This is a genomic window from Candidatus Rokuibacteriota bacterium (genome assembly GCA_016209385.1).
Taxonomy (GTDB): Bacteria; Methylomirabilota; Methylomirabilia; order Rokubacteriales; family CSP1-6; genus JACQWB01.
This window is the reverse complement of sequence record JACQWB010000139.1, coordinates 1-12,762: the sequence shown is the minus strand read 5'-3', so window position 1 is coordinate 12,762 and position 12,762 is coordinate 1. Positions and strand designations below refer to the sequence as shown.

15 protein-coding genes are annotated in these 12,762 nt (G+C 64.1%); 8 read left to right on the top strand and 7 right to left on the bottom strand.

All coding sequences use genetic code 11. From position 1 onward, the window contains the following. Positions 1-77 precede the first annotated feature (77 nt). From HY726_09785 to HY726_09760, 6 genes are read left to right on the top strand one after another with little or no spacing between them, the layout of a single operon-like run. Complete coding sequence (locus tag HY726_09785; protein MBI4609290.1) at positions 78-320, top strand: hypothetical protein; 243 nt, start codon at positions 78-80, stop codon at positions 318-320. Further along, positions 317-826: a type II toxin-antitoxin system VapC family toxin gene (locus tag HY726_09780; protein ID MBI4609289.1), complete on the top strand. Its 510-nt coding sequence runs from the start codon at positions 317-319 to the stop codon at positions 824-826. The genes HY726_09785 and HY726_09780 overlap by 4 nt, the downstream gene beginning before the upstream one ends. 49 nt (positions 827-875) lie before the next feature. Beyond that, positions 876-1,049, top strand: a complete 174-nt coding sequence (locus HY726_09775; GenBank protein ID MBI4609288.1) for a hypothetical protein — start codon at positions 876-878, stop codon at positions 1,047-1,049. Next, entirely contained in the window at positions 1,046-3,838 is a 2,793-nt protein-coding gene (locus HY726_09770; protein ID MBI4609287.1) for a DEAD/DEAH box helicase family protein, read from the top strand. The genes HY726_09775 and HY726_09770 overlap by 4 nt, the downstream gene beginning before the upstream one ends. A 23-nt stretch (positions 3,839-3,861) precedes the next feature. Next, positions 3,862-4,257, top strand: a complete 396-nt coding sequence (locus HY726_09765; GenBank protein ID MBI4609286.1) for a nucleotidyltransferase domain-containing protein — start codon at positions 3,862-3,864, stop codon at positions 4,255-4,257. After that, on the top strand, positions 4,257-4,685 hold the full coding sequence (locus HY726_09760; GenBank protein ID MBI4609285.1) for a DUF86 domain-containing protein: 429 nt from the start codon (positions 4,257-4,259) through the stop codon (positions 4,683-4,685). The genes HY726_09765 and HY726_09760 overlap by 1 nt, the downstream gene beginning before the upstream one ends. Positions 4,686-4,860: 175 nt before the next feature. On the opposite strand, the gene HY726_09755 is transcribed toward HY726_09760, so the two are convergent. From HY726_09755 to HY726_09740, 4 genes are read right to left on the bottom strand one after another with little or no spacing between them, the layout of a single operon-like run. Then, on the bottom strand, positions 4,861-5,925 hold the full coding sequence (locus HY726_09755; GenBank protein ID MBI4609284.1) for a phosphotransferase family protein: 1,065 nt from the start codon (positions 5,923-5,925) through the stop codon (positions 4,861-4,863). A 20-nt stretch (positions 5,926-5,945) separates the two neighbouring features. Continuing rightward, a complete protein-coding gene (locus HY726_09750) occupies positions 5,946-7,127 on the bottom strand; it encodes an acyl-CoA dehydrogenase family protein (protein ID MBI4609283.1) in 1,182 nt (393 codons plus the stop codon). 48 nt (positions 7,128-7,175) lie between these two features. After that, positions 7,176-8,360, bottom strand: coding sequence for a hypothetical protein (locus HY726_09745; GenBank protein MBI4609282.1), 1,185 nt, complete (start codon positions 8,358-8,360; stop codon positions 7,176-7,178). Between the two features lie 2 nt (positions 8,361-8,362). Then, the gene (locus HY726_09740) at positions 8,363-8,881 is read right to left on the bottom strand and encodes a peptidylprolyl isomerase (protein ID MBI4609281.1); all 519 of its coding nucleotides are present in this window, start codon (positions 8,879-8,881) and stop codon (positions 8,363-8,365) included. Positions 8,882-9,006: 125 nt separating this feature from the next. Between HY726_09740 and HY726_09735 the strand changes: the two genes are divergently transcribed. Both HY726_09735 and HY726_09730 read left to right on the top strand, forming a co-directional pair. Then, positions 9,007-10,737 carry a hypothetical protein gene (locus HY726_09735; GenBank protein MBI4609280.1) on the top strand — a complete coding sequence of 577 codons (1,731 nt, stop codon included), beginning with the start codon at positions 9,007-9,009 and terminating at the stop codon, positions 10,735-10,737. 74 nt (positions 10,738-10,811) lie between these two features. After that, on the top strand, positions 10,812-10,991 hold the full coding sequence (locus HY726_09730; GenBank protein MBI4609279.1) for a hypothetical protein: 180 nt from the start codon (positions 10,812-10,814) through the stop codon (positions 10,989-10,991). A 3-nt stretch (positions 10,992-10,994) separates the two neighbouring features. On the opposite strand, the gene nthA is transcribed toward HY726_09730, so the two are convergent. From nthA to HY726_09715, 3 genes are read right to left on the bottom strand one after another with little or no spacing between them, the layout of a single operon-like run. Beyond that, positions 10,995-11,627 (bottom strand): nitrile hydratase subunit alpha, encoded by a 633-nt coding sequence (gene nthA / locus HY726_09725; GenBank protein ID MBI4609278.1) that lies wholly within the window; start codon positions 11,625-11,627, stop codon positions 10,995-10,997. A 14-nt stretch (positions 11,628-11,641) separates the two neighbouring features. After that, on the bottom strand, positions 11,642-11,956 hold the full coding sequence (locus HY726_09720; protein ID MBI4609277.1) for a nitrile hydratase subunit beta: 315 nt from the start codon (positions 11,954-11,956) through the stop codon (positions 11,642-11,644). Further along, complete coding sequence (locus HY726_09715) at positions 11,904-12,227, bottom strand: nitrile hydratase subunit beta (GenBank protein ID MBI4609276.1); 324 nt, start codon at positions 12,225-12,227, stop codon at positions 11,904-11,906. Before HY726_09715 ends, HY726_09720 begins: the two co-directional genes overlap by 53 nt. Positions 12,228-12,762: the final 535 nt, after the last annotated feature.

Below are 12,762 nucleotides of genomic sequence, written 5' to 3'. Positions count from 1 at the left end.
GTGTATCGACACGGCGGGCTCAGTCTCATGGAAATGTCAACCCCGTGGTTGGTGCTTGGTCCGAAGGAGGGAACGACATGAAGCAAAAAATCGGCACTCTCATTGAAGAAGACATCATGCGGTTGGCTAAGCGGCGGGCCGCGGAGGAAGGGCGGTCCCTCAGTGACCTGATCCAGGACGCCCTGCTCCAGTATCTGAAGAAAGGAGGCGCAACCCCCAAGGAACGGGAAGCGGCTTACCGCCTGTTTTGCGAGCAACCGATGAAACTCACACCCGAGCAACTTCGTCACGTGCTCGAAGAAGACATGTGGGAGCTATGACCCTCGACGATATCCCGAGCGGAACTCTCTGTGTCCTCGATACCAACATCCTGGTCTACGCGGAGCAGGGTGTATCAGAGCAGGCTCAACGTCTGCTACGCCGGATCGAAAGGCAGGACGTGACCGGAGTATTGCCCCAACCGGTTTGGCAGGAGCTCATTCACCGGCTAATGGTCACCGAGGCGATATTGCACGGCCAGATTAGCGGAGGGAATCCGGGCCGACAACTTTCCGGAAAGCCTGAACTCGTCAAGAGCTTGACGCTGTACCGAGACAAGGTCAGGGGCTTGGTGACGCTTGGGCTAGGGTTCGAGCCCTGCCACCAGGCTGATCTCATGGATAAGGCGCTCCAGATACAAGAACGATATGGGCTCCTGACCAACGATTCTCTCATTGCGGCCATCGCCCTCCGGCTGGAAGCAGACGCCTTGGTCACGGCAGATGCGCGGTTCAAGGCCATAAAAGGTCTGAGGGTGTATGCCCCTTCGGATGTAAGAACGGCCTGACGCATGACATAACATCCTGGCTGCCCGAGCAAACGAGCTGTACTCCCTCATGGGGACAAACGTCCAGGTGATCTTCCGACAGCGGCTGCAACGCTCCGATGACTTCTGGGTCGAGGCCGGGCTGAAGAAGCATCTGAGCTTGCGGCGAATCTTTGGCGCCCCAAGCCGGCAGCAAGGGCCGAACGGGACGGAATTCTTCCTCGTGGGGTTCAATCTAACATGAGCGAACAGACTGCGACAGACCGAGCCAAAGCGCCGATCGCGCCTAATGACAAGGTGCGTTTGCCCTCTTACCCGGAGCTTAGCATCGGCGAAGTCCTGCGCATCGCCGAGACAGCGGGGTTCTACCAGGCCGACGTGGTCTTTGAGACGCCCACGGGCCGACGGTTGGAGACCTTTCCGGTCGAGCTCCTTGAGAAAACGGGCGACCCGTGGCAGCGACTGGCGGAGGGAGCTTTCGATGACCCTGTCACGTACCAGGTCAAGCAGATCGCCATCGACCTCGCGCACTCGAATTTCGGCGGGGAGCTCTCGGCCAGCAGGGTGAACCTCCTTCCTCACCAGATCCTGGTGGTCCATGACCTGGTCGGGATGGCTGAGCGGCGCCTCCTGGTTGCGGATGAGGTCGGGCTGGGGAAAACGATTGAGACCGGCATGCTCCTGCGGGAGTTACATGTGCGAGGGGAATCCGACCGGGTCCTGATCGTGGCCCCAGCGGGCCTGGTGAAGAATTGGCAGAATGAACTGCGAGACTGCTTCCGGCTCCACTTTTCGATCCTTGGGCACGATTTCTACGACTACGGGACGGCTTCGTGGGAGATGCACCCGTGGGTCATTGCTTCGATTGACACCCTGAAGCAGCCGCGCAGGATTCAGCGACTCCTCGGGGCCCTGCGGTGGGACGTGATCGTCTTTGACGAGGCCCATCACTTGTCGAGAACGCGCACCGGAAAGAAGACGGTCACGACACAAAACTACAAGCTTGCGGAGGCCCTCCGAAGCCACACGCGCGATCTCCTGTTCCTGTCAGCCACGCCCCATCAAGGCAATCCGTATCAATTCTGGTCCCTGATCCAAGTGCTCAACGATCAGCTCTTCACGAGCCCCGAAGAGTTGAGTGATCACCGAGGCATGCTGGCACGTGTGATGATTCGGCGGACCAAGCGCGAAGTGACGGATGCCCAAGGCCATCCGATCTTTCGTCGCCGCCACGTCCACACGGAACGGTTTCCGCTGGCTCCGAGCGAGCGCGAATTCTACGATCGGCTCAGCGAATACCTGCGAGAGGGCTATACCGTTGCCGGGATCGACCAGTCACGGACAACCCGTCAGCAGCGGGCGATCGGCTTCGTCATGGCCACGTTCCAGAAGATCATGTCGTCCAGCCCGCGCGCCATTCGCCAGGCGCTCCGGCGGCGTCTGCTCGTCCTCTTAGCTCGCAAGCAACTAGGCCTGGAAGCGAAACGGCGATCGGGCGCCGCCACCAGTGAGGCGATCCTCAAGATTCAGGACGAGATGCTGCAGGTGGCGAGCGCCCTCCTCGGGGAGCGCACGGCGGATCATGTCGATGCGGAGGCCTATGTCCTGCGGGTCCGCCGTCGTCTCCTGAAACGGATGGAAGAAGACTACGAAACCACTGAGTGGTCGCTCGACGGTGACGAAGAAGCTGAAGAAGGGGTCTATGCCGAAGCTGATATCCCTCAGGAAATTGAGAAGGTTCGGGAACTGATTCGGCTGGTCCCGCAGGGGCCTGATCGGCGCTTCGATACCGTGATCCGGGCCATCAGTGAACTCACCCACCAGAATCCGGATGAGCGGTTTATCATCTTCACACAGTACCGCGACACGCTCGAATTCCTATCTGAGGAATTGGGCAAAATCTACGGCTCGCACCGTCTGGCACGGATCGTGGGTGGTCCATTAGAGGATAAGATCGCCGCTATGGAGGCATTTTGGGCGCCCGATGGCGCGCGCTTCCTCATTAGCACGTCAGCCGGCGGAGAAGGCATCAATCTTCAAATCGGGCATATTGTCTTCAACTATGACCTCCCTTGGAACCCCATGGCGGTTGAGCAACGCATCGGCCGGATTCACCGGTACGGCCAGGAGGAGACAGTTCAGGTGTACAACCTCCTGGCTCAGGATACCGTCGAAGAACAAATCTACGGGCTGTTAGAGCACAAGCTCTTTGAGATCGCGCGATCCATCGGCAAGACCGACGCGCAAGGCCGGCCGCTGGAAGACTTTCGGAGCGAGATTCTAGGCTACCTTGGAAGCCGTCCAGATTATCAGGATCTTTACAAGCGAGCCCTCGTGGATCGTGATTACCGACGGACGGACGTCGAGCTGCAACGGATGATACAGGAGGCGCTCCGAGCCCGCGAAGCCCTGGATCGCCTGGCCCAAGACCTGGGCCACTTCAACCTTGAGCATTATCGAACGCTAAAAGGACGTTATTCGTTGGCTGAGCTTGGGGAGTGGGCCCGGATGGCGATCCTGAGACTCGGCGGAGGCGCGATCCCCACCGGAGAGTTCTGGACTTTCATTTGTCCTGAGCCTTTGCAGCGGAAGTATCGTCTCCTCCCCAGGTACGAGAAGGTCTGTTTTGACCGGGACGTTGCGCTCCGTCATCGCGCATGTGAGCTTGGCGGAATAGGCCATCCGCTTGTGGACGCTCTCCTGGAGGAAACACGCTCTGGAGTTCTCGCCGGTGACGTTGCCGATCTCAAGACGGGAACTGTATGTGCGCGCTACCTCATCCGCCGTCGAGATGAACGCGGGCTCATCCAGAGTCGAGTAGTCACCCTGATTTACGACCCCTCAACACCAGAGGTCCGGATCGCCCAGCATTTTCCAACCGGCGAAGATAAAGAATCAGACAGTGTAGCCGTGGACCTTGCACAAGCCCGAGCCGCCCTTGAAACTGCCCTGGAGGCGGAGATCAATAATTGGCTACCCAGCCGGCAGTCCAGGATTGGTCTGAGTATCTCCCTGGTTGGCCTCCATAAATAGAGCAGGTTTCTTATAATAAGTCCATGAGCGACAGCGGGATCGCACGGATCGCGGAAACCCACGGAGTCGTCCTGCTCCTTCAGTTCGGCTCCTCGGTCACGGGCAGGACTCATGCCAGGAGCGATGTGGACCTGGCCGTGCTGCTCGACCGACCTCGAGTCTCTCTCAGTGATCGCGCGGCGCTGCTCCATGACCTCCAAGCGCTTTTTCCTGACCGAGAGGTGGACCTCGCAATCGTGAACTACGCCGACCCGCTTTTCTTGAAAAAAATCATGGAGACTTGCCGGCTCCTTCATGGAGACCCAAGACAACTTCAGCGCTTGAGGATCTACGCCTTCAAGCGATACCAGGACCACAGAAGATACCTCGACATGGAGCGCCGCTTTGTCGCCCGAAGCCTTGAGACGGATACCCTGTGATGGTTGACTCCGAGCTGGTGATCCGGAAGCTTGCGCTGATTACAGGAGACCTGAGCCAGCTCGCCAGTATTGCCGACAAGAGCCTGGAAGATTATCTCGCTAGCTCGACTGACGAAGTTCTTGCCGAGCGCTATCTTGAACGGATCATCGGGCGAATGATCGACATCAACTACCACGTGATCACGGAAACCGGGTTGCCGCCACCAAGGGATTACTACGATTCCTTCACCCAGCTCTCGAAGCTCAAAATCCTCGCTCCGGCGTTCGCCTCACGAATCGCCACCTGCGCCGGGCTCCGAAACCGAATCGTCCATGAGTACGACGAGATCGACTCCCAGAAGATCCACGAAGCGCTTCAGGCCGCCGTGAAGGACATCCCGGAATACCTGCGGTTGATTCACCAGTACGTTCAAGCCCTGCCTCGCTGAATGTCGCCATCGAAAGACGACGGGGATCAAATCCGCCGTGGCCGGATCCTCGTCAGCTACTAGCTCCTCTCGGAGTAGCTGACGGAGGTCCTCATACGTGACATGCTTGACCGGCGTCGGATTCACCTAAGATTCGACAGGGGAGTGAGGTTTAAAGGGAGTCGCTGGAGTCAGGTTAGAGGCCGGACTTGTCGGCGAGGGCGAGGGCGGCGTCGGCGAGCACCTCGACCCGGGGACCGAAGCCGGCGAAGCGCAGGTCCTGGGTCTGGCCGCGCTTCCAGCGGATGTAGATCTGCTGCACCACCACCGCGGTCTTGTAGAGGGCGAAGATCTCGTAGAAGGCGATCTTGGAGAGGTCCCGTCCAGTCTTCTCCGCGTAGCGCTTCACGATCTGCTCCCGGGTGTAGAACCCGGGCAGGGCCGTGAGCTGAACCACCGACTCGCGCCGCGGATAGGGGTCGCCGGCCTCGGCCCAGTAGCAGAGGAGCGTGCCCAGGTCTACGAGCGGATCACCGGTCGTGCACATCTCCCAGTCGAAGACCGCCACCACGTGCCCGGGATCTGCCCGGTCCAGCATCGTGTTGTCTAGCTTCAGATCGCCGTGGACCAGCGTGGCGCCGGTCGGCGAGGGGATCCGCTCTGCCAGCCACCGGGCGAGGTCGTTGATGGTCGGGACCTCGCGGTCTTTGGCCCGCTCCCAGCGCTCTGCCCACCCCTTCACCTGCCGCTCCACGAAGCCCTCGGGCTTTCCCAGGGTCTCCAGCCCGGCAGCGAGGTAGTCCACGGCATGCAGAGCTGCCATGACGTCCACGAGGGCCTCGCTGATCTTGCGTCGGGTTTCGGGTTCGGTGCCGAGTTCGGGCGGCCACTCCCGACGGATGACAATGCCTCGCCGCCGCTCCATCACATAAAAGGGGGCGCCGATGACCGAGGGATCCTCGCACAGGAGGTAGGGACGAGGGGCGGGGGGGAAGACGCGCCAGAGCCCGGAGAGCGCACGGAACTCGCGGCCCATGTCGTGGGCCTTCGGGGCCACGGGCCCGAGCGGCGGCCGGCGCATGACATATTCCGCGTCGCCGTAGCGGAGGAGGTAGGTCAGGTTCGAGTGCCCGCCCGGGAACTGCTCGAGCTCGAGTTCTCCCTTGGCGTCGGGGAGCCGGCCGCGAAGGTACGTGTCCAGCGGGGCGACGTCGAAGCGCTCATCAGGGCGGATCGGAGCCGTGTCTTTGCTTGAAGAAATCTCCACGGCGAGACGCACGCCTAGATCGACTCGAACTCCCTGAGGATCCGGCGCGCGACGACCATCCGGTGGACCTCGTCGGGGCCGTCGTAGATCCGCGCGGCGCGGGCCTCGCGGTAGAACATCTCCAGCGGGGTGTCCCCCGAGATCCCCGCTGCGCCGTGGGCCTGGATGGCCCGGTCGATCACGTCGTGGAGGACCTTGGCGCCGAAGAACTTGATCAGCGAGATCTCGACGCGCGCGTCGAGCTTCTGGTCCATCTTCCAGGCGGCGTAGAGCGTCAGGAGCCGCGCCGCCGTCATCTCAGCCCGCGAGTCCGCGATCCAGTTCTGGATCGTCTGCTTCTCGGCCAGCTTGCTCCCGAACGCCTCGCGGTTCAGGACGTGCCGGCACATCAGCTCGAAGCTCCGCTGGGCCACGCCGAGCCAGCGCATGCAGTGCTGGATTCGCCCGGGGCCGAGGCGGGCCTGGGCGATCTTGAAGCCCTCGCCGCGGGGGCCCAGGAGGTTCTTGGCCGGGACCCGGCAGTTCTCGTAGCGAATCTCGCAGTGACCGCCCTGGCGCCGGGTGTGCCCCATGACCGGCACCTGGCGGATGATGTCGAGGCCGGGCGTGTCGATGGGGACGATGATCATGCTGAAGCGCTTGCGGGGGGCCGCGGTCGGCTCGGTCTTGGCCATGACGATCGCGAAGGCTGCCCCGACGGCGCCGCTCGTGAACCACTTGTGGCCGTTGATCACCCACGCGTCGCCCTCCAGGACCGCCGTGGTCTGGAGGCTGGTCGGATCGGCGCCCGAAACCTCGGGCTCGGTCATGGAGAAGCAGGAGCGGATCTCGCCGGCGACGTTGGGCAGGAGGTACTTCGTCTTCTGCTCCTCGGTGCCGTAGAGATGCAGGATCTCGCAGTTCCCCGCGTCCGGGGCCTGGCAGCCGAAGATGATCGGACCGATCGGGCTCCGGCCGATGATCTCGTTCATGAGCGCGAGCCCCACGACGCCGATCCCCATGCCCCCGACCTCCTCGGGCATGTGAGGGGCCCAGAGGCCCAGCTCCTTCACCCTGGCCTGGAGGCGCTTGAGGGTCTCCCTGGGCAGGCCCTCCTCCGTCATCTCGCGCTCGGCGGGATAGACGTACCTCTCCATGAACTGGGTCGCGACGTTGCGGATCTGCTCCATCTCGGGCGAGATGCTGAAGTCAATCATGAGCGGCTTCCTCCCCGCATGCGCTGAGTGGGCAGCCTCGATTATATCTCACGCCGGCTCAAGGGATCTTCCGGCGCGTCTTGCTGGGGTCGGGGGCTCGGACGTCGGAGGCTCGGGGCTCCCCAACGCGTGCGCCAGTCGCGCCCCGACGAGGCCGGCGAGGGCTCCCACGGCGAGCACCAGGACGACGCCGATCGCGACGTCCGGGATCGTGGGGAGGCCCGGCCGAAGCGCGGGGATTCGCGCGAGGCCCCAGCTCGCGGTTCCGAGATAGACCGCGGCGAAGGCCAGGCTCGGCAGGAGCGTGCGGCGGCGGGCGTCCGCGAGGCAGAGCGCGACGGCGGGAAGAAGCGCCCAGGTGATCGCCCGGGCCCGTCCCGTGTACGTCACGACGGGCCCGCGGTTCTCCCTGGCCATCGCATGGGCCTTGGCGACGGGAGAGGTCGGGTCCTTGGCGATCGCCTCCTCGATCGCGGGCTCGGGCTTCAGGATCGCGAAGCCTGCGCGTGCGATCCCGCCGCCTGCCAGCGAGATCGCCGCCGCCGCGATCACAGCGAGCGTGGGGGCCCAGCGCCTGAGGGAGAGGCGAGCGACGGGCAGGAGCGCCACGGGGAAGAAGAGTGCCCCGAGCATCGGGTAGTAGAAGAACGCCAGGCCGCCCCGCTCGTAAGCCCAGAGCACGCTCGTTCCGAGCAAGAGGTGGAAGCTCCCGAAGAAGAGCGCGCCACCGAGGAGGAGGGCCAGGAGGCGGGCCCGGCTGCCCGACGGACAGGTCTCTACGGCCAGGAGGAGACAGCCGGCGGTGTTCACCTGCCCCCCGAGGAGCCCGAGGAGGTGAGGCGGGCTCCAGAGCGTGACGTCCAGCCCGAAGAGGCGGTGCCAGAGGTCGTCAACGGGCGCGGCCAGTACGGTGATGGCGATCCCCCACCATGCAAGATGCATCCCGCGCGTTCCCACGAGACCCAGCACGCGGCGGCTCCCGGGTGCCGGATCACCGCGTCGCGCACGGAGCGTCTCCCGAGCCAGGGCTCCCAGGGAGAGGGCGACCACGGCAGTCACGGCGGAGTAGGTCATCAGGTGCGGCGGGATCCAGAACGAGTCGCGGCCGATGACGATGTGCCAGTGGATGTCCCAGCCGACGCCCCAGCCGCCGAAGACCTTGGCCGCGAGCATCGCCCAGAGCACACGTCGCCCGACGGCGTGTGCGTCGGCGGTCCGGGTCGGCGCGGCCATGGCTACTTCTTCGCCGGCTCGACTCCCAACACCTTGACGTCGAAGTAGAGGGTCTTGCCCGCGAGCGGATGGTTCAGGTCGATGATGACGGTAGCGTCCTTGACCTCTTTGACCCGGACCAGCATCGTCTCGCCCGTGCGGCTGCGCGCCACGAGCTGCGTCCCGACGGTGAGGGCATCGGCCGGGAGCATCTGCTTCGGCACCTCGGCCTGGGCCGACGGGTCGAGTGCACCGTAGCCCTCCTCGGGCTTGACCGTTACCTGCTTCTCATCGCCGGCCTGCATGCCGTTCAGGGCTTTCTCGAGCCCGGGGACGATCTGCTGCTGCCCCTGAACAAAGGTGAGCGGGCCCCGCCCCTTGTTGGAGTCCAGCACGGTGCCGGCGTCGTCTTTCAGGGTATACTCGAGCTGGACCGTGGAGCCGCTCTCGATGACGGGACTCATCGCTTTCTCCTTGGGCTGGGCCTGGGCGACGCCGGGCACGAGCGCCAGGACGAAGAGGAGCAGCAGCATCGCGTTCATCTCGCCTCCCATCTCGCCGGACGGCGTGCGCCAGCGCATGCACGCGAGTCTACACCCGGCCCGGACCCGGCGCAATGAGGGTTGACGAGGGCGGACGCCCGGGGAATCATTGGGGGAGCATGGTCATGGGTGCCGAGACGGCCTTCACGGTTCAGGCGCGAGCGTTCGAGCCGGCCTACCTCAAGCTCGGGGTCGACGCGATCGAGCGGCGTGCGGCGGAGGCGATCGCGAGCCTGGCCTCCTGCCGGGTTTGCCCGCGCGACTGTGAGGTGGACCGCCTCCACGACAAAACCGCGACCTGCCGGTCCGGGCGCCTCGCGCTCGTGGGCTCCCACTTCCCGCACTTCGGGGAGGAGGACTGCCTCCGCGGCTGGAACGGGTCGGGCACGATCTTCTTCTCCTGGTGTAATTTGCGTTGTGTCTTTTGTCTTCACCCCGAAGAAGCTGTTCTCACGGATCGAGGACCCCAAAGCATCGAAACGATCTTTCTCTCCAGCGGTCAGGAAGCGGCACTGAACGGGGGGAAGGTGAGGTTTCCGCAATGGGTTCAAGTCTACACAAGAAGAGGGACACTGGCGCGGGCAGCAAAGGTCTTCTGCCATCCGTATCGAGGGGAATTGGTCGTAGTAAAGCCTTACGGCCTGCCCCCCCTGACGGTCACCCCTGAGCATTCGATCTTCGTCGCCTCGGGGCCCCAACTGGAAATCGAGAAGATTCCCGCAAAGGCTCTGACGAACGCCCATTTCATGGTAGTGCCCAAGCTCAGGGCAGCAGATTCCCCGGCTGAACTGGACGTTCTGACGCTGCTTCAGCCCTCGGTGACGAGCTTTCGCAGATCCGTTCGTCGAAGGGTGTCGATGAAGACCCTGAATCAGGTGGCTGCCATGGCGGCGGCAGGCGCACTCACTTCCCGGCAAATCGGCGAGCAACTCGGTTATCACCCCGCCTATGTTCGAGCGCTGCTGCCACGTGTCAGGCGAGGTGAACTTCAGGAAGAGGCCGAGTCTATCCGAAACGATCTGGTGAAGGAGGGTGATCGGATCCGATATAAGGAGACGCCGGAAGCGTATTCCGTGCCGATCCATCGGATCTCTCGCATCCCCTATGAAGGACCCGTGTACAACCTTGAGGTTGCTGACGCGGATCACTCGTATATCGCGCAGGGGGTAGCGGTCGGCAACTGCCAGAACTGGGATATCAGCCAGAAGGGTGAGGGTGAGGCGGTAACGCCCGAGCGTCTGGCCGGGATGATGCTCGAGCTCCAGGCCCGGGGCTGCCACAACATCAACTTCGTGACGCCCGAACACGTGGTGCCGCAGATCCTGGAAGCGCTGCCGCTGGCTATCCGCGGAGGCCTCAGGCTCCCGATCGTGTACAACACGAGCGCCTACGACAGCCTGGAGAGCCTCCGCTGGATGGACGGCATCGTGGACATCTACATGCCGGACTTCAAGGTCTGGGACGGTGCGGTCGCGAAGCGCTTCCTGAAGGCGCCTGACTATCCCGAGGCGGCGCGCCGTGCGATCAGCGAGATGCACCGCCAGGTCGGGCCGCTCGTGCTCGACCAGGACGGCATGGCCAGGCGCGGCCTCCTGGTCCGCCACCTCGTCATGCCGGGGCTGCTCGAGGAGACGCGGCAGATCATGAGTTGGCTCGCCCGCGAGCTGTCCCCGGACACCTACGTCAACGTGATGGGCCAGTACTATCCGGCGGGGGCGGTGTCGTCAGAGAAGTATCCCGAGCTGAACCGCCGGTTGTTCCCCGACGAGTACCTGGAGGCTGTCCGGATCGCCCGCGAGGCCGGGCTCTGGCGCCTCGACGAGCGCCGCCCGCGCCGCCGCCCCCTCTGGGGGTAGGGGTCGAAGTGTATCAGAAGTTAGGCATTGACGAGTTGGCGCGCGCAGCGGGATAGTCCGGGCGGAGAAGCCGGATGGACCTGACTCACGTTATCGTCATCGGGTTAGTCGTGGTTGGCATCGCAGCGCCGATCGTCGGGTTGGTGATCCTCGGGCGCATGCTGAAAAGGGATGAGGCGATCGACGCAGCGATTTACCTCGCCCACCGGCAAACGCAGGAGTTCCTCAAGGAATATCTGAGACAGCGAGGGTAGCTTTCAGCGCGCCCGCGCCGTGCGCGTCTTCGCGACCCCGATCATGCTGTCGCGCGTGACCAGGCCCGCCAGTTCGTCCTCGCCCATCTGTTCCGTCCCTGCGGGCCGCGCCGGGATCACCAGGTAGCGCATATCCGCAGTGCTGTCCAGGACCCGTACCTGGACGTCTGGGTCCAGCTCCAGCCCGAACTCCTTCAGGACTCCCCGCGGATCGACGACCACCCGCGAGCGGTAGTTCAGGCTCTTGTACCAGTCGGGCGGGTAGCCGAGGAGCCCGCGCGGGTAGCAGGAGCAGAGGGTGCAGACGACGACGTGGTGGACCGCTTCGGTGTTCTCGACGGCGATGATCGTGGCGATGGCCCCCACGTCGATGCCGAGCTCCGCGATGGCCGATTTGGCGTCGGCCAGCAGGCGGGCCTTGAACGCGGGGTCGGTCCAGGCCCGGGCGACCACCCTGGTGCCGAGGGCCGGGCTCCGCGAGTCCATCTCCTCGACTGCCTGTCGGACCTCGTCCGCGGTGATCAGTCCCTTCTCGATCAGCAGGGCCTGGAGCGCGTCCACCCGGCGCTCGAAGAGAGCCTGCTCCGGCGCGTCCTGAACGGTTGGGTGCGGGTGTCCCTCGTGGTCGTCGTCCATCGTGCCTCCTCAGTTCACCCCGGCTCGAGCCAGTGCTCGTAGATGTCGACCAGGAGCCGGTCCTGCGACGAGCCCCCGTACTTCTCCCAGAGCCGAACCTGATCGAACCGGACGAGATAGAGGAACTGTTTGGGGAGCCCGTCGCCGCCGTAGGCGAGCGACTCCGGGTTGCGGAAAGCGCCATGGATCCCTTCGACGGAGCCGATCTTGCCCTGGAGGTAGCCGGGGGTTCTGACGTGGCCGCGGACGGCGGGGTTTGCCATGACCCGCACGCGGTCACCGGGCTTGAACTTTGCCGCCACGGGCTCCGAGCTCCTCCGCCTTGCGATCGATCTCCGCGCGCGTCAGGATGCCCTTCTCGATCAAGAGCGTCTCCAGGGCGATCAGCCACCGCTCGTAGTACGTGCACTTCTCGTACTTGGCCGGCTCGATGCTCTCGATCGCCCGGCGCATCTCGTCAACCTTGATGATCCGCCGCTCCGGTGTCCACAGGAGCCGCATCAGGGCATCGGTGCGCTTCTCCCACCACGCCAGCTCGTGCTCGGATCGGTCGATCGGCCCCGCGCCCGGCCACCCCCCTCGATCATGGACTCGTGTCATCGCCGGCCCCTTTGGGAATTCAGGCTCGCGGCCAATCCTACGCCTCCGCCTGCGCGTGTCAAGATGCCGCCGGATTGGGTCGTGGTACGGCCCCCGCTCGCCGCAGTATGGGCAGGCGCCCGTCTCCTCCCACCACTCACGCGCCCATTGACGGCGGAGGGCCGTGGCTCGGGGCTCGCCGACCTCGTCGATGAGCCGGAGGATCTCCTGGTCGACCTGACCGGCCTCTTCACGGTCGGCAGCGGGCCCCTGGGCGGTCAGCTCGAACCAGCGCCGGAGCGGCTGGTGGTAGGCAGTCTCCGTGGCCGCTCGGTTTAGCGGGGGCTGGGAGGCTGGCTCAGGCCCCTCCCGGCCCGAGAGCCGGGCCATCAGGTCGAGAATCCGGGGCGCCAGGTTATCCACAACGCGCACCCTTCGTTCTGCTCTTTTTCGCCCTCGAAGCGTCAACACGTCTACAAGCCGCATAAACACTGGGGTGTAGACGCTTCGTGCAAGTGTCAACGTTGACAGATGCAGAAGTGTCTACAACCCGCAT